Origin of the sequence: Synechococcus sp. MIT S9508 (assembly GCF_047303045.1) — a bacterium.
In the GTDB taxonomy this organism is placed as follows: Bacteria; Cyanobacteriota; Cyanobacteriia; order PCC-6307; family Cyanobiaceae; genus Synechococcus_C.
In genome coordinates this window covers 1,093,635-1,109,924 of the sequence record NZ_CP138941.1, presented here as the reverse complement: position 1 = coordinate 1,109,924, position 16,290 = coordinate 1,093,635, and the positions used below count along the sequence as shown (strand labels likewise).

Annotated in this window: 17 protein-coding genes; 4 read left to right on the top strand and 13 right to left on the bottom strand. The window is 58.6% G+C overall.

Translation table 11 applies throughout. The annotated features are described in order from the left end of the window. The first annotated feature begins 2 nt into the window (after positions 1-2). Genes SIB42_RS05675 through ald form a run of 3 tightly spaced genes read left to right on the top strand, consistent with a single transcriptional unit; the run spans position 3 to position 3,502 of the window. A complete protein-coding gene (locus SIB42_RS05675; protein ID WP_067096007.1) occupies positions 3-593 on the top strand; it encodes a nicotinate-nucleotide adenylyltransferase in 591 nt (196 codons plus the stop codon). 6 nt (positions 594-599) lie between these two features. Beyond that, the gene (locus SIB42_RS05670) at positions 600-2,333 is read left to right on the top strand and encodes an NAD+ synthase (RefSeq protein ID WP_067095827.1); all 1,734 of its coding nucleotides are present in this window, start codon (positions 600-602) and stop codon (positions 2,331-2,333) included. Positions 2,334-2,362: 29 nt separating this feature from the next. Then, positions 2,363-3,502, top strand: a complete 1,140-nt coding sequence (gene ald, locus SIB42_RS05665) for an alanine dehydrogenase (RefSeq protein ID WP_067095824.1) — start codon at positions 2,363-2,365, stop codon at positions 3,500-3,502. A 4-nt stretch (positions 3,503-3,506) separates the two neighbouring features. Here ald and SIB42_RS05660 read toward each other — a convergent pair whose 3' ends face one another. The 13 genes from SIB42_RS05660 to SIB42_RS05600 all read right to left on the bottom strand — a co-directional run bounded on the left by SIB42_RS05660 (position 3,507) and on the right by SIB42_RS05600 (position 12,953). After that, entirely contained in the window at positions 3,507-3,938 is a 432-nt protein-coding gene (locus SIB42_RS05660; RefSeq protein WP_067095822.1) for a YchJ family protein, read from the bottom strand. Then, complete coding sequence (locus SIB42_RS05655; protein WP_067095819.1) at positions 3,938-5,008, bottom strand: DUF3326 domain-containing protein; 1,071 nt, start codon at positions 5,006-5,008, stop codon at positions 3,938-3,940. The genes SIB42_RS05660 and SIB42_RS05655 overlap by 1 nt, the downstream gene beginning before the upstream one ends. Next, positions 5,005-5,196, bottom strand: a complete 192-nt coding sequence (locus SIB42_RS05650; RefSeq protein ID WP_074160752.1) for a hypothetical protein — start codon at positions 5,194-5,196, stop codon at positions 5,005-5,007. Before SIB42_RS05650 ends, SIB42_RS05655 begins: the two co-directional genes overlap by 4 nt. A gap of 292 nt (positions 5,197-5,488) precedes the next feature. Next, positions 5,489-5,824 (bottom strand): 2Fe-2S iron-sulfur cluster-binding protein, encoded by a 336-nt coding sequence (locus SIB42_RS05645; RefSeq protein WP_067095813.1) that lies wholly within the window; start codon positions 5,822-5,824, stop codon positions 5,489-5,491. 150 nt (positions 5,825-5,974) lie between these two features. After that, a complete protein-coding gene (locus SIB42_RS05640; protein WP_067095810.1) occupies positions 5,975-6,925 on the bottom strand; it encodes a F0F1 ATP synthase subunit gamma in 951 nt (316 codons plus the stop codon). Between the two features lie 11 nt (positions 6,926-6,936). After that, positions 6,937-8,457 carry a F0F1 ATP synthase subunit alpha gene (atpA, locus tag SIB42_RS05635; RefSeq protein ID WP_067095805.1) on the bottom strand — a complete coding sequence of 507 codons (1,521 nt, stop codon included), beginning with the start codon at positions 8,455-8,457 and terminating at the stop codon, positions 6,937-6,939. Positions 8,458-8,517: 60 nt separating this feature from the next. Beyond that, positions 8,518-9,066, bottom strand: a complete 549-nt coding sequence (atpH, locus tag SIB42_RS05630; RefSeq protein WP_067095801.1) for an ATP synthase F1 subunit delta — start codon at positions 9,064-9,066, stop codon at positions 8,518-8,520. Then, positions 9,066-9,587, bottom strand: a complete 522-nt coding sequence (locus tag SIB42_RS05625) for a F0F1 ATP synthase subunit B (RefSeq protein WP_067095799.1) — start codon at positions 9,585-9,587, stop codon at positions 9,066-9,068. The genes atpH and SIB42_RS05625 overlap by 1 nt, the downstream gene beginning before the upstream one ends. Further along, the gene (locus SIB42_RS05620; protein ID WP_067095796.1) at positions 9,584-10,051 is read right to left on the bottom strand and encodes a F0F1 ATP synthase subunit B'; all 468 of its coding nucleotides are present in this window, start codon (positions 10,049-10,051) and stop codon (positions 9,584-9,586) included. Before SIB42_RS05620 ends, SIB42_RS05625 begins: the two co-directional genes overlap by 4 nt. A 90-nt stretch (positions 10,052-10,141) precedes the next feature. After that, complete coding sequence (atpE, locus tag SIB42_RS05615) at positions 10,142-10,390, bottom strand: ATP synthase F0 subunit C (protein ID WP_007098848.1); 249 nt, start codon at positions 10,388-10,390, stop codon at positions 10,142-10,144. Positions 10,391-10,559: 169 nt separating this feature from the next. Beyond that, on the bottom strand, positions 10,560-11,285 hold the full coding sequence (gene atpB, locus SIB42_RS05610; protein ID WP_067095994.1) for a F0F1 ATP synthase subunit A: 726 nt from the start codon (positions 11,283-11,285) through the stop codon (positions 10,560-10,562). Positions 11,286-11,310: 25 nt separating this feature from the next. Next, positions 11,311-11,646 carry a hypothetical protein gene (locus SIB42_RS05605; protein WP_066911091.1) on the bottom strand — a complete coding sequence of 112 codons (336 nt, stop codon included), beginning with the start codon at positions 11,644-11,646 and terminating at the stop codon, positions 11,311-11,313. A gap of 104 nt (positions 11,647-11,750) precedes the next feature. Next, positions 11,751-12,953 (bottom strand): class I SAM-dependent methyltransferase, encoded by a 1,203-nt coding sequence (locus SIB42_RS05600; RefSeq protein WP_067095789.1) that lies wholly within the window; start codon positions 12,951-12,953, stop codon positions 11,751-11,753. A gap of 159 nt (positions 12,954-13,112) precedes the next feature. On the opposite strand from SIB42_RS05600, the gene SIB42_RS05595 reads away from it, so the two are divergent. Next, entirely contained in the window at positions 13,113-16,028 is a 2,916-nt protein-coding gene (locus SIB42_RS05595; RefSeq protein ID WP_067095991.1) for a phycobilisome rod-core linker polypeptide, read from the top strand. The last annotated feature ends 262 nt before the right edge of the window (positions 16,029-16,290 follow it).

The window sequence follows — 16,290 nt, the reverse complement described above, 5'->3', positions numbered from 1 at the left end:
CCATGGCGACAACGGCCAGAGCTGAGATTGCACTGCTCGGAACCAGTGCCGACCCTCCGACCGTGGGCCATCAGGCGCTGCTGGAAGGACTGTTAACCCAGTTTGACCGAGTCGCCACATGGGCCAGTGACAACCCGATGAAACGCCATGACGCCGATCTTGGTCAGCGTTATGACCTGCTGAAAACCCTAGTTGAGTCGATCGCCAGCCCCCGGCTTCAACTAGCCCAGGAGCTGAGCAGCCCCTTTGCCGTCACAACACTGAAACGAGCCAGCGAACGTTGGCCTGACCACCGCCTCTGTTTTGTCGTGGGAAGCGATCTCGCTCAACAGATCCCAGCATGGAAAGAGTCTCAGCGCATGTTGCAGCAATGCAATCTCGGCATCGTGCCCCGTGAGGGATGGCCCCTGGAACCGTGCACTTTGGAGACCCTTCGCCAGATGGGTGCCTCTGCGCGAGTGGTGCCTCTGGTCATTCCCGCGGCTGCCAGTTCACAGGTGAAACAAAAGCAGAAACGACATCAGGTGCCGGAATGCCTCTGGCCGCTGCTGCTGAAGCACAATCTTTATGGATTCAATGCCACCAAACCTTGAGTGCCGATGCGCGTTGCCCTGGCCCAGATCAATCCTGTTGTGGGCGACCTGCTGGGCAATGCCACCCGCATTCTGCAAGGCCTCGACAGCCTGATCGAGACCACGGGCCGCCAACCGGACCTGCTGGTCACGCCCGAGCTCTCGCTCTGGGGGTATCCACCAAGGGATCTTCTCTTCAGCCCCACGCACCTGCAACGGCAACGGGAGGCCCTCGACACGCTCCGCAGTGGCCTGGCCGCCCGTCAGTCGGACATCGCGCTTCTGGTGGGAGTCGCTGATCCAGCAGACGATGCCTTACATCCTGCGCTGTACAACGCCATCACCCTCGTGCAAGTCGGCGGTGATCAGGTGGTGGCCCGCAAGCAACTTCTGCCCAGTTACGACGTCTTCGACGAAACGCGTTATTTCAGGCCAAGCCGTGGAGCTGGACAGATCACACTCCATAACGGAGACCGCAACTGGCGACTGGGGATCACCATCTGCGAAGACCTGTGGGTCGACCAAGAACTACATGGCCGTCGCCTCGTGGGACCAGACCCTGTGGCCGATCTGATCCCCGCGCGGATCGATGCACTCATCAACTGCTCAGCCTCACCCTTTGGCCGCCGAAAGGCTGCCCTGCGGCGTCAGTTGGCCGCACGTGCGGCGCAGCGCCTTGGCTGCCCAGTGGTTTACGTCAATCAGGTGGGAGGTAATGACGAACTGGTGTTCGACGGAGCCAGCTTCGTGATGGGCAGCAACTGCGAGACGCCGCTTTTGCAGCTTCCGGACTGCCGAGAAGCGATACAGATCTGGAATGCCGCAGACAGGGCACCATCTGCAGCCAATCAATCAACCGTGACGCAGCGAATCCAGGCTGAACAGCAGGAGATGGAAGCGCTGTTCCGCACTCTGGTGACTGGAGTGAAGGACTATGCCGGCAAATGTGGCTTCCAGAACGTCCTGCTCGGCCTGAGTGGAGGCATCGACTCAGCGCTGGTGGCGGTGATCGCTGCCGCGGCCCTCGGGTCCGATCAGGTGCAAACTCTGCTGATGCCATCTCCGTGGAGTTCAGAAGCTTCACTCGCAGATGCCCTCAACCTTGCGGATCGACTGGGAATCACCCACACCATCGTTCCGATCGAAACCCTGATGGATGGTTTCCAGACGACATTGACCCCAGCCCTGGAGAGCGTTCCCTCAGGGGTGACAGCCGAAAATCTGCAGTCGCGCATCCGCGGCACTCTGCTGATGGCCATGGCCAATCAGCAGGGACAGCTACTGCTCACCACCGGGAACAAATCGGAGCTCGCAGTGGGCTACTGCACCCTCTATGGCGATATGAACGGCGGCCTGGCCGTGATCGGTGATCTGTACAAATCAACCGTGTTTGCGTTGTGCCAATGGATCGACAGCAGCGAGGCAAGCCTCTGCCGCAAGGACCTATCCCTGCCGGCCGAGGGAGCGCTGATCGGCAGCGCAATCCTCGAGAAACCTCCCAGTGCCGAACTGCGCCCAGACCAGAAAGACAGTGACTCACTCCCCGACTACGACCGTCTTGACCCCTTGCTGATCGACATGATCGAACACCGCCTTAGCGGACAGCAGCTGATAACTGCTGGCCACGATCCTGAAGAGGTGCAACGGATCGAGAGCCTGTTCAGAAGGGCTGAATTCAAGCGCAGACAGGCAGCACCGTTGCTGAAGGTGAGTGCCCAGGCCTTCGGCAGTGGCTGGCGGCTGCCGATCGCCGCCGTCTGAGCTACATTGAAGAGACGACTCCGTCCTCCATGGCCCATTCCGTTCTGACGGCCCCGATGGCCAGTATCGGGGTACCCACTGAGATCAAGGCCGATGAACAGCGTGTGGCGCTCACCCCGGATGCGGTCCGCGAACTGGTAACCCACGGCCTTGAGGTGCGGATTCAGAACGGAGCCGGGGCCGGGGCAGGCATTAGTGACGACGCTTTTGCAGCGGCAGGAGCCAGGCTTGTGAACCGGGAGGAAGCCTGGGCGGCTCACTTGGTGGTGAAAGTGAAGGAGCCGCAGCCGGAGGAGTTCAGTCTTCTGCGGGACGACATGGTGCTGTTCACATACCTGCATCTGGCGGCTTACAGCCAGGTGGGAGAGGCCCTTCTGGATGCCGGCACCACAGGTGTGGCCTACGAAACGGTGCAGTTGGAGAACGGAAGCCTTCCGCTACTGGCCCCGATGAGCGAAATCGCAGGACGACTCGCTGCGCAGGTGGGAGCAAGGCTTCTGGAACGGCCCAATGGCGGCCGCGGCGTCTTGATGGGTGGTTGCACCGGCGTGCGCCCGGCCCGCGTTGTGGTGCTGGGAGCCGGCACAGTGGGTTGGAATGCGGCACGACTCGCTGCAGCGATGGATGCCGAGGTGCTGCTTCTGGATCGCTCCCCCGAGCGGTTACGCAGCCTTGAGGCCGACCGCCGTGGGCGGCTGATCAGCATGGTCAGCAGTCGTGGACTACTGGAGCGTTTGGTACCAACCGCGGATCTGCTGATCGGTGCAGTGCTGACCCCTGGCGGCCGGGCACCAACTCTGGTGGATGAGGAGATGGTCAAGCAGATGACGCCAGGATCAGCAATCGTCGACGTCGCTGTTGACCAGGGAGGGTGTGTGGCCACGAGCCGTGAAACCACGCACACGGATCCAACGGTGTTCATCCACGGCGTGCAGCACTATGCCGTTGGCAACATGCCCGGGGCCGTGCCCTTCACCTCCACCGAAGCTCTGGTCAGCGTGACCCTGCCTTACATCCTCGGCATCGCAGGCCGAGGCCTCGAGGAGGCCGTCACCGAGCGTCCAGAACTGCTCTCGGGTCTGAACACTGTCAAGGGAGCGGTCTGCCATCCAGGAGTCGCCAAAGCGCTGGGGGTTCCACCGCGCCACCCGATGGCCTGCCTGCGCTGATCGTTCAGTCCAGGGAGCGGATGTAGAGCCACTCCCCCGTCGCTGCACCATTTCGTCTGCGGAACAGCGAGTGTTCCTTCAACACGTGGCGTTGCCCACCGGCGCTGAAAACGGCCTCGAAACGCACGGTTCCCTCAAGATCATCCGAACAACCAGCCTCAGAGGCAAGCACCTTGAGGCCATGCCATCGAGTCTGGCGGCAACTGGCCCGCAGTTCTCGCTTTCGCTCAGCAGCTGCACTGGCGGCATCAGGGTGGGTGGCGATCAGATAATCCACCTCCGAGAGCGCGTAAGCGGAATAGCGGGATCGCATCAATTGTTCGGCGGTCTCCGCCTTCAGCCTGCCTCGATGAAGCGGTCCACAGCACTGAAGCAGTGGATCTCCGCTTCCGCATGGACAGGGACGCTCTCCGGAATTTGCAAAGCCCAGTGCCATCAATTCAGCTCCTGCATGGCAGGCAGAGGTCGAACGAGAGACGCCGTGGCGATGCCCTCGCGCAGGGCGGTCACCAGGCCCGCGGCTTCTGGGTAGGAACTGGCTTTCAGGATCTGATTCCCACAACCCAGAGCCTCTGCACTGACCGACAGCACGCCTGGATTGTTCACCGCGATCACAGGAACGCCACGTTCCAGGCTGGCAAGCACAGCCTCCCCTCCAAGCGCACCATCCGGCACCACAACGACACCCAGCTGGTCGGCGACGAGATCATCTCCAGCCATCGAACAGCCTGAGGACAGATCCAGCAGATCAGGCGCCCTGCTCAGACCCACCAACACACAGGCAAGAAAGGTGTAGCCGAGTTCCTCCCCTGCAGCACGGGGATCAAGGTCAACGTCGAGGGGCAGGGCCTCCAACGCTGGCGCGTGAGCGCAGGGAATCTGCAGATGCCGAACCAGCAGATGACTGATCACCGCTTCAGCGCCGGCGAAAGCATCGACACCCGTGCCGTGGCGATAGGCCGCCAAAGTCTCAGTGTCCAGATCGTCGGGGAATCGAGCCACCACTGCAATGGCGGTGGAACCTGCCGCCTTAAGGCGCTCTGCCGCTCTCAGGAGCGTATCGGGTCGATCCAAAGTCCCCCAGCTTGTGCCGCTGTCACCGGCAGCCAGATGCACACCCAGAGGCTCATCAGTGAGGACTACCGCGTTGATATCAAGGCCAAGACTGGCCCTGCAGCCCTCCGCGACCTGACGATGTCGCAGCAGCAGGTCCGATTCGATGCCGGCATCCAGCAACAGGCCGATGCGCTGACTGCGCCTCGGGCGCAGTCCCCAGGCAGCTGAGGCAAAACGATCGAGGCTGTAACCCTCCACATAGTGAATGCGTGGATCACGCCAGTACAACGAGGCTCCATTGATCACATTGGGATGGGTGATCAGGCAACCGCTGGCTGCCGCCAACAGGCGGGCACTTGGCAGGGCATCGCCAGCGAACCCACCGATCTCACAGCCGATACCCGTCGGCACAACCATCAGCGTGGGCAACGGCGCAGCGAAGACCGTCATGGGTTGATCAACACGGCTTCGACCTCAAGCGCAACCTGGGATGTTTCAGCGGAGTGTTGGATGGAGGTGATCGCCCAGCGCAACGGCTCACCCTCCCGTTGAAGCTGCTCGAGAACCCAGGCGCGAAGATCGTCGATAGCGCACAACTCGGGACTGATCAGCGACAACCTCCTGAAACTGAGCTTCATGACCAAAAGGCAAAGACCGAAAACAAATCAGGTGCCATCGCTGTGATCCTCGCAACCGATCCACTGCGCAAGTTTCAGGCCTCAGTGCTCGGGTTGACCGGTGCATTCGAGCAAGCCAGCAACACCGACAAACACTCTTTCCTCAAACAGATGTGAGAGAGGCACTTGAGAATCTGCATTCCAGCAGCGGCAAAGAGCTGCGCGACATGGATTACGACAGCTTCATGGAACTGCCGCACGCCGAGGCTTGAAAACATCCCTGCTGATAGATGAACAGAACCCTGTTGAAGAATCAGCTCTGATACTGACCGAACTGAGCCTGATACAGGGCATCCTCCTGGCCAGCCACCGCCATGAGGTCACTACGAGGGAAGGAAACACAGAGAAGAGCGAAGCCCTCATTGCGCAGATCCTCCTTGACCCCCATCGCATCAGGCTGGTGAACCTCACCCTCTTGGATGCGTGCAGCACAGGTGGTGCAGACTCCCGCGCAACAGGAACTGGGCACGGGCACTTCGGCCTCTTCAGCAGCGGACAACACGGTCTGGTTGTCACGGCACTGAAAATGGTGACGCTGGCCATCAAGCTCAAGGGTGATGGCATAAACAGCAGATGTGGTGTCGCTCATCTTTCTTGGAACACTCCCAACGATGGCTTCTGCTCAGCGTAGAGGCCGCCTGAATCCACCTCAGCGTCCTTGCATCAGCGCTGGCAAAAAAAAGCCGGCCTCATGGCCGGCTGAACGATCGAAAAAATGAGGCATCAATCCGCAAGCGGATCAAGCCATTGCAGCGGCGCCACCCACAACCTCAAGAATTTCCTGCGTAATCGCCGCCTGACGCGCCTTGTTGTAATCAAGGGTGAGCGTCTTGGCGAGAGCCTTGGCGTTATCGCTGGCATTGTTCATCGCCATCATTCGGCTTGCAAGCTCAGAGGCTGCAGCCTCCTGAAGAGATCTCAGCAACTGGTTCTGCAGGTAAAGGGGCAGAAGGGCATTGAGCAATTGGTCAGGGCTCTGCTCAAACACAATGTCCGAAGGCAGCTGGGGCTGGGTATTAGCCGGCCCTGCACCCGATTCAACCCGGAGCTCTCCGTCTTTGGTCGTGAGACGGAAAATCTCGTCATCAGCCTCAGCAATCCCCTGAGGATCAAGGGGGAGCAGAGTCTGAACAACAGGATTACAGCTAACCAGGTTGATGAACTTGGTGTAGATGATCTCAACACGATCGGTGCTCTCGGAGAGGAACTCAGCGAACACCTCATTGGCGATCGATCCTGCTTCATCAGCTGTCGGGACCTGCTCAAGACCAGTGAAGGTGGCCTGAATGGGGTAGCTCCGATTCGTGAAATAGCTGATGGCTTTACGACCGATCAACACCAGATCAACCTTGTAGCCCTTGCCCTGAAGCTCAGCAAAACGCGTCTCAGTGCGTTTGATGATGTTGGCGTTGTAGCCGCCACAGAGACCTCGGTCGCCGGTGACAGCGACCAGGGTGATGGTCTCGACATTGCGCTGCTCGAGAAGGGGAGCATCGGCATCTTCGAAACGCATACGTGCCTGGAGGTTTTCAAGCAAACGAGCGAGCCGATCCGCAAAGGGGCGACTGCGCAGGACCTGCTCCTGAGCACGCCGAACCTTGGCCGCAGCCACGAGACGCATGGCCTCAGTGATCTTGCGGGTGTTCTTAACAGATTTGATCCGATCTCGGATCTCCTTCAGATTTGCCATGTCTCAGGGCCTCAGTTGGCGGAAGCCAACATGGTGGAGGTGACTTCGGAAATAGCCTCCTTGAGAATGGTTTCCGCCTCAGGGCTGAGCACCTTCTCGTCCTGAACCTTCTTGATGAACTCAGGCTTGTTGCTCTTCAGGTACTCGCGTAGCTCCCGGGAGAACTGAACCACCTGATCCTCGGGGACATCATCAATTAGGCCCTTAACGCCTGCATAAACAATGGCGACCTGCTCAGCCAGGATCAGTGGACTGAACTGAGGCTGCTTGAGAAGCTCACGAAGACGCTTGCCGCGTCCGAGCTGTTTCTGCGTTGCTGCATCAAGATCGGAAGCGAACTGCGAGAACGCAGCCAGCTCATCGAACTGAGCGAGCTCGAGCTTGAGTGTGCCAGCAATTTTCTTGATGGCCTTGGTCTGGGCAGCACCACCAACTCGGCTCACTGAAATACCCACGTTGATGGCAGGACGCAGACCCGAGTTGAACAAATCGGAACTGAGGAACACCTGACCATCGGTGATCGAAATCACATTGGTGGGGATGTAGGCGGAAACGTCACCAGCCTGGGTCTCAATAATCGGCAGAGCCGTCATGGAACCCTTGCCCATGGCATCGGAGAGCTTGGCAGCTCGCTCGAGCAAACGGCTGTGGCAATAGAACACGTCGCCGGGGTAGGCCTCACGTCCGGGCGGACGACGGAGCAGCAACGACATCTGGCGGTAAGCCTGAGCTTGCTTGGAGAGGTCGTCGTAGATGACCAGGGTGGCCTTGCCCTTGTACATGAAGGCTTCGGCGATCGAAGCACCCGTGTATGGAGCGAGATATTGCAGTGCAGCAGGATCGGAGGCGTTTGCAGCAACGATCACCGTGTAATCCAGTGCGCCGCGCTCTCGCAGAACCTCCGTCACCTGGGCGACGTTTGCAGCTTTCTGACCAATGGCGACATACACACAGATCACGTCCTGATCGGCCTGATTCAGGATGGTGTCGATCGCGATAGCAGACTTGCCGGTCTGGCGGTCACCAATGATCAGCTCACGCTGGCCTCGACCGATGGGAATCATCGCGTCGATGGCGGTGATGCCGGTCTGCATGGGCTCATGCACCGACTTGCGCTGAATGATGCCCGGAGCGGGAGACTCAATCAGACGAGTCTCAGTCGTTGCGAGATCACCTTTGCCGTCGAGAGGAACTCCAAGGGAATTCACGACACGACCCAGCAGAGCATCGCCGACAGGAACCGACGCGATCTTGCCGGTTGCACGAACGGTGCTGCCCTCCTGAATGCCGAGGCCTTCACCCATCAGCACGGCGCCGACATTGTCATCCTCAAGATTGAGGGCAATGCCTTCAGTGCCGTCTTCAAATTCAACGAGTTCGCCGGCCATCACCTCTTGGAGGCCGTAAACGCGGGCGATGCCATCACCCACCTGCAGGACAGAACCAACGTTGCTGACAGAAACAGACTTGTCGTAGTCCTCAATCTGCTGTTTGAGAATCGCGCTGATCTCGTCGGGACGGATGGAAACCATGGCTGGTAAACCCTTTGACGGGGAATAAGAGAAAAATCTGAAGGGTGAAGAAAAAAACGGTCAGCCCGCCTTAGCAAGCGAGAGACCGAGTCGCCTTACTTGGCCGGAAAGACTAGCGTCGATGACCTGAGAGCCCACATTGATCACGAAGCCGCCAATCAGGCTCGGATCGATGGTGAGGTCAATCTCAACGGACCCGCTGCCGACCATGGACTGAACCTTGGCGGTCAGCGATGCCTTTTGAGTGTCGGTCAGGGCCTGAGCCGAACGGACATGGGCCAGCGAAATCTTGCGGGATTCGCGGTAAAGCTCGAGATACCGACTCAGAACGGCATCAAAAGCGGTGAGGCGGTAGCGATCGGCCAGAACCTTGAGCAGATTCAGCAATGAAGGCTGGATCTGCTCGCTCAGGAGCTGCTCAAGGGCTTTCTTCTTGGCCGTTGGCTCAAGCACCGGAGAGGTCATGGCATCTCGCAGTGACTCACTGCTGTCCCAGAGAGCAATGAGCTCCTTGCACTGGGCTGCCACGTCATCAGACTCATTGCGAGCATTGGTCACCTGCAACAACGCTTCGGCGTAAGGGGTGGCCAAGGTATTGAGAAGGGGCATCAGGCATCCTCCAGATTGTTGATGGAGGCGTCGATGAGACGGGCTTGAGCCGAAGCATCGAGACGTCCGGGCAGATCGGCCATCACTTTGTCGATGGCGGCCAGAGCAGCTTCACGCCGTAGCTCCTCGGTCAGACGAGCACCTTCGGCGTTCAGATCAGCAAGGGCATCCTGCTTGAGGGCAGCCATTGCCGCGATGGTTCGCTGCTCACCGTCCGTGCGGATGGCTTGTGCCCTGGCTTGGCCATCGGCACGGATCTTCTCAGCTTTTTCTTTGGCAGAACCGAGGTCGGCCTGCGCCTTGCTCAGCTCTGTGGTGGCAGTTTTGAGCCTGTTTTCAGCATCGTTCAATTCCTTGAGAATCGATTCACGACGACGCTCAAGAATGCCGCCAAGCAATCCCTTGAGGAAGTAGACGAGCAACCCGATGACAATGACCAGATTGATCAGGTTTGTCTCAAGGGGGTTGAGGTTGATCGCGAAACCACCCTCTGCAGCAAACAAGGTGACAAGAGACATCATGAAACAGCCAGCAGACGTTGAATGATCTTTGTGCTGAACTCATCGACCTTGCCCATCAGCTGCGACTGAGCCTGCTCACGCTGTGCCTCAATCTCACGACGGGCTTGTTCCCTCGTGCGATTGGCATCGGCTTCAGTTGTCGCGATGGCCTCGCGATACAGATTGTCAACCTCCTGCTCAGCTTCGAGGATGGCGGCCTGAGCGGCCTGGCGAGCGCCTCGGAGTTGTTCAGTGAGTTCAGCCTCAAGACGCTGGACTTGCTCAAGCTTTTGCTTGGCATCAGCAAGGCTTGTGGAGATGTAACCCTCACGATCTTCCACGACCTTGCCGACCGGCCGGAAGAAGAGGGAATTGAGCAGGAAGGTCAGGAGAACCACCTGGACTGCCATTAAAGGCAAGGTGGCATCGAGGTCAAAAAGACCTCCCTCCGGCACCGCTGCTTCAGCAAGCAGAAGCCAGGTCATGAAAGAGGAGCGCTGAGGAAAAGCTGATGAAGAGAAGAAGGATCACACCTGGGAGCTGCCATCAAACTGAGGGAGCTCCCAGGAGATGGATCAACCGGCGAAGGGGTTGGCGAACAGAAGCACCAGAGCCACAACCAGGCCGTAGATCGTCAGCGACTCCATGAATGCCAGAGAAAGCAGCAGGGTGCCGCGGATCTTGCCTTCAGCTTCAGGCTGGCGGGCAATACCTTCAACAGCACCTTGGGAAGCGCTGCCCTGACCGATACCAGGGCCGATAGCCGCCAGGCCAACAGCCAGGCCAGCAGCAACGACGGAAGCTGCGGAAGTAATGGAATCCATGTTGAGAGCGTTGGGGGGGGATGCGCAGTAGCGCTGAGCAAATGAAGTGGGGATTGGTTCCCCCTGCGCAGGGACACTCTCTGTTGCAAGAGAGCGGGCCCGAGTCATGAGCGTCGGACCTACGCGCAGAAGTGTTTAGCAGATCGCCTTAACGGCGAGCATTTGTCACCTAGTGGTGTTCATGCAGACCTTCGCCGATATAGAAGGCAGCCAATGTCGCGAAAATCAGAGCCTGGATCGCACTGGTGAACAGTCCAAGCAGCATCACAGGCAGAGGAACGATTAGAGGAACCAGATAAACAAGAACTCCAACCGCAAGTTCATCTGCCAGGATGTTTCCGAAAAGTCGGAAAGACAGTGAAAGAGGTTTTGTGAACTCCTCAATGATCTTGAAGGGAAGCATGATCGGAGTTGGCTCTACATAGAGCTCAAAAAATCTCAGACCTTTTTTGCTCAATCCCGCATAGAAGTAAGCGAGAGACACGAGCAGAGCCATCGCCACTGTGGTGTTGATGTCTGCCGTAGGAGCACCCAGTTCACCTTCAGGAAGTTCAAAAACTTTCCAAGGAATCAGAGCGCCACCCCAATTGCTCACAAAAATGAACAGGAACAAGGTTCCAATGAAGGGCAGCCACTCTCGATAATATTTTTCTCCGATCTGATCACGAGCGAGATCACGCAGATAATCCCAGAGGAATTCGAGCAGGTTCTGCACGCCTCTTGGGTCGCGATCCAACTTGCGCGTACCAACAAGGACGAGAGCAAGGAGAGCGCCGATCAGGATCCAGGAACTCAGAAAGACCTGGCCGTGAAGATTGAGGTTGCCGATCTGCCAATACAGATGGTTCCCGACCTCCAGTTCAGCGAAAGGCAGTGTGAAAGGCAGCAAAGCCATTGAAAGCAGAAGGGGATGCGCGAGCTCAGCCGTCAATGACGGTCTGAAGAATCAAGGCGGGTTTATAGAGAAGGAAGCCGATGAAAGCAGGAAGGATCTCAAGCTGAGGGAACTTGGCCGCTGCAACAACGAGCAGCACAGGCACAACCAACTGAAACCGACCCACTTGACGGGAACCTCCGCCGAGCCGAGCCACGCTGCGGGCGAGGAGGCGCAGGTAGAGAACACCAGCGCAAGAACCCACCAACAGGCTGCGGGCAACCATGGCGTCGAAACCAACCAGAGCGACAAGAACCGCAACTAGTGAAACCGCCAGAGTGGCCAGCATCAGGCGTTGTTGAAGTCTGGCGTAGTCGGCCATTCCAGAATCGATCGCAACGGTTGCCGCGGGTGATTCTGTGGGGTCGTTAGCCAGCAAACAGTGCCTGAGGAAGCGCGCGGAATCTATCACGCGTTTTCTCACGCTCAGGTTCTGGAAGCTTCCAGAAGCAGCAGCCGGCGCGACAAGAGACCTCTTGCCACTGAAACGGTCTCAGGCCCGAGGTTGAGGTCACCCAAAGCCGTTTTGGGCTGGCGCTCAACAGCTTCAAGCAATGCCAGCTCGGATGCCGAGAGAGCAATCGGCTCCAGATCCGGACCCAAAAGGCTGGAGGAAGGCCAACCCCATAAACACGACTGTCGCCGACCAATGGCCTGGAGCAAGGCTGAATCGTCCTCCCAGCGGTTGGATTGCACGGGTTGCTTGGCCACAAAGAACTCGAAATGACTGATCTCAGGGTCGAGGTCTTCAACCAGCAGCCACTGTTCACGCTCAGGGAGCATGGCTGCACGCTCCAGCAGTTCACCTGACAGCAAACGGCTCAGATCCCATACAGCGGGATTCGAGAAGCCGGCGAACTGAAGTCCGGCGGCTTCGATCAGGTCGAAGAGGCGCCTGAGGTCGTAACTGGTCTCCTGCGGATGGAGATACATATCAGCGAAATTCGAATCGGCAGCGGTATCGATCAGCCAACGCTGCTCATAGTTCTGGCGCAGACGATTGCCCTCAGGCAAAACCTGAAAGAGTTCACGGCCCAGACGCAGACCTTCGGCTCCGCTACCAGCACCCAATCGGCACAACACACGCTGGGTTCGATGAATCTCCCAACGTCCCCCATCGGCGTAGAGGAACAAGTGGATCAATCCTGTGTCTGCCAACAGCGAACCCAGAGCCTTCATTCCCGCCAGCGGCTGGCGCAGGTGATGCAGAACGCCCACGGAATTGATGTAGTCAAAGGGTCCCTCACCCTTGAGATCGAGAAGACTGCGCTGCTCCTGACGCAACGCATCCACCTGATCCGCGGCACCGGATCGCTGCAAGCGTTCACGGGCTACTTCAAGAGCTCCCGCACTGATATCCACCGCCAGGATCTGCGCTCCTGGATTGAGGTGACAGAGGTAATCCGTGCTGACGCCCGTCCCACAACCCGCATCAAGAATTCGCAGAGAAGCCGCTGGATCAGCCTGCGATGGCACTGCACCATGCACTGCTGCCAGAACGCTTTCATGGCACCAGCGCCAGTTGTAGCCGGGAGGCGGTCCGTCCTGAAGCGGATCCCCCGGATATGGGAACCGGTCATAAAAGTCACTCACCACAGGGGTGGCGGCATCCGAGGGCTTGGGGTTCATCGGCGCGTCGGTTTCCGATCTCATTATTCGGTCTGAACCATTTCAGGGTGGGCATCGAAAACGGGTCTGAAGGAGCAACCCCTGCAAACATTTGTTCATGCCTGTTCGAGAGCCCTCGGGACGAGCCGTAACGTGGCCGAATCCGGCTTGCTCCCGTTCATGACCGTGACCGCCAGCAGCGGCAGCCCAAGGGTTTCCCCACAGCTGTTCGACACCCTGCCGCTCTCCAGCGTTCGTCAGGCGGAACAACAGGACCGTTTCCCTGACGGGGGCGAACTCGACACGTTGATCACCTTCTTCCGCAGCGGCAATGACCGCCTGGAAGCTTCAAAGATCATCGCCAGCAACGCTGAAGCGATCGTCGCCCGCGCGGCCAACAGGATTTTTGTCGGAGGAACTCCACTTTCGTTCCTCGAGGCGCCACTCAGCACAGGCGAAGTGTCCCGGGCACAGGCCATCGATACCGCCCCGCTGGCGGCTGACCAGGCCGCCTTCGAACAATCCGTGCGCACCTTCACGGGTGACAGCAGCATCACCAAGCGCGGCAATTTCTTCACCCGGCTTCTCGATGTCGGCGGCGGCGATGCCGATGTACGCGTCGTTCTGCCCACGGGTTTCACCGCCATCAGCGTGGCCAAGTACGGCCCTGCATTCATGCGCAAATCGGTGCGCGACCTGGGCTGGTTTCTTCGCTATGTGGGCTATGCATTGGTGGCCGGAGACCCAAGCATCCTTGCGGTGAATACGCGCGGACTGCGCGACATCCTTCTCAAGAACTGTTCTCTGACCGCCACCAATGTGGCCCTTCAGGAGATGCGAGGAGCCTGCGCAGAGCTGCTTCGGGAGCGCCCAGAGGCCCGCCGACTCACCATCGACTGCTTCAACGTGCTCCTGAAGGAACTCGCCATTGCGACGCCTTCCACAAAACAGAAGCTCGGCAGCCGTGTCAGCCAAGGGCTTCAGCTCCCAGCGATCTACGCCCTGGCATCCGAATCAGCACAGCGTTTCGAAATGCGCCCTGGCCTGTCCGGAGCGGAGAAAGCTGAAATCATTCGAGCCGCCTACAGACAGGTCTTTGAGCGCGACATCGCCAAGGGCTACTCCCAGACCCCCTGTCGTTCAGAAGCCAGCCAGCTGGTGCAGGGCAAGATTTCAATGCGGGAATTCATCCGCGCGTTGGGCCGAAGCAAGGAATACCGGAATCAGTTTTACGGACCCTTTGTCAACAGCCGGGTGGTGGAACTGGCCTACCGCCATTTCCTTGGACGCGGCGTCAGCTCGCTCGAGGAATTCCGCAAAGCCTTTTCGATCGTCAGCGACCAGGGACTCAACGGTCTGATTGATGTGATCGTGAACAGCAGCGAATATGCGCAAACTTTTGGTGAGGAGACTGTTCCTTACTTGCGCGACCTGGGTGAAGAGGCACAGGAGAGTGCTGGCTGGGGCTCGAACCGACGTTTGTTCCGCTTCAGCGCACCGTTCGAGGGAGCACCCCAATACGTCACGCTGTATGCCTCTTACCGTCAGCCTCTCGCTGATCAGCATGTTTACGGCGGCGGCAATGATCCCGTCGGCAATCAGTACGGAGCGATCTTCCCTTCAGACACGGCTTCGGTGACGACGCGTCCCGCACCCTTCAGCTACGACACCCGTCGCCTGCTGGTGAGCAATGGCATGGCGCAACCGGGACAAATGGACAGTCCTCAGTTCCGGGGCAGCCGGCCTCGCAAGGTAGGACCGCGAGTGGTTCGACTCCAGCAGATCTCCACAGGCGGTTCGGCGCTTCCACGCCGCGGCGGCCAGCCGAGTATTCGCAACACCGAATCCTCAACCCAGGCGGTGATCAAAGCCGTCTACATCCAGGTGCTTGGCAACTCCGGCTACGAAGGAGAACGCCTCAACTCCCAGGAAGCCCGTCTGGAAAACGGAGACATCAGCCTCCGCGACTTCATCCGTAGCGTGGCTCGCTCGGATGCCTTTCGCCGTCGCTACTGGGAAGGCCTTTACATCGCCAAGTCCATCGAAGTGATGCACCGCCGCCTTCTGGGCAGGCCCACCTTCGGTCGCTGGGAGATCGATGCTCTCTTCGACACCGCAGCTCGCCGAGGGTTTTACGGATTGGTCGATGCCTTGATCGACAGCAAGGACTACAGCGACTGCTTCGGTGAAGACACCGTTCCATACGAACGCTTCATTACGCCCAAAGACCTGACCACCCGTCGTGCTCCGGGATTACGCAGGACATTGGATCCCTCGATCGGGGCCAGAGTCAACGTGTCAATGACTCCACGGCCAGAAGCGATCCGTCGCGAAGCACTCCGAACGACCGGTGACGTCACCAAGAGAAATATCGCTGACAAGAGTCAGCGCAGCCGCTTCGGCGGAAAGTGGACAGCCGACATCAGTGGCTTCACTCCCCCGGAACAGCTGGCCGCTTTCATGCTTCGGCGCTCATCCGGTTCCGCAGCCACGCTGAACCAGTGGTCCCGTCCATCCCAGTCCAACCGTGGACAAGCTGGGCTTCAGGCGGCACTTCCTCTTGGCGATGCCAGTGGTTACAAGCGACGCGAGGGCCTTCCCACCCAGGCATCCCTCGCGCGGGTGTCTAGTGAATCCGAGCTACGCGAGATCCTTGATGCGACTTACCGACAACTGTTGAATCGCGTGCCACTGGAAACAGAGCGCCTGACGTCAGCTAAGTCATTGCTCAGAAATGGGCAGATTGATCTCGATGGCTTCGTCGAATCAGTTGCCCTGAGCGAACCATTCCAGGATCGACTCTCGCGGATGGCGCCACTTCGTGCTGCCACCGCAGCGAGCATCGCTCTGCTTGGAAGAGCCTCCACCCCATCGGAGACCAGCCGTTTCCTCCAGGTGAGAGCTGCATCTGGCCAACCGACTGCCGTGCGCAATCTGCTGGAACTCCGCGCCGAAACCGGTTCTGAGCCTTCGGATGTACCTGGGCTCAGCACACTGAGCTCACGCAGTGGCGTGCCGCAGTCAACCATCACTCGAACGGCAAGTCTCTACGGCGGGAATGCGGGCCTGACCCCACGACCCGATAAAGCACTCTGAACATTCCGTTCAAAAGAGAGTTTTACTGTCAAAGAACATCAATTAACGTCAAAGTGGAGTGACTAAGCCCTCCTAGTTTGTGCTGGCTGTTTATAAAAAAGAACCTCAATAAACAACAAGAAGTTCAAACAGCGCAGGGCACACTGGCAATGAAGATCTGTTACCGGGACACAGACTCTCCAGATCGCTGCCTGAGAATTAAGGAGGCAGATGTGTCCCTCGCCTTGCGAGGAGCATGCATTCCACAACGGAAGATCAACAG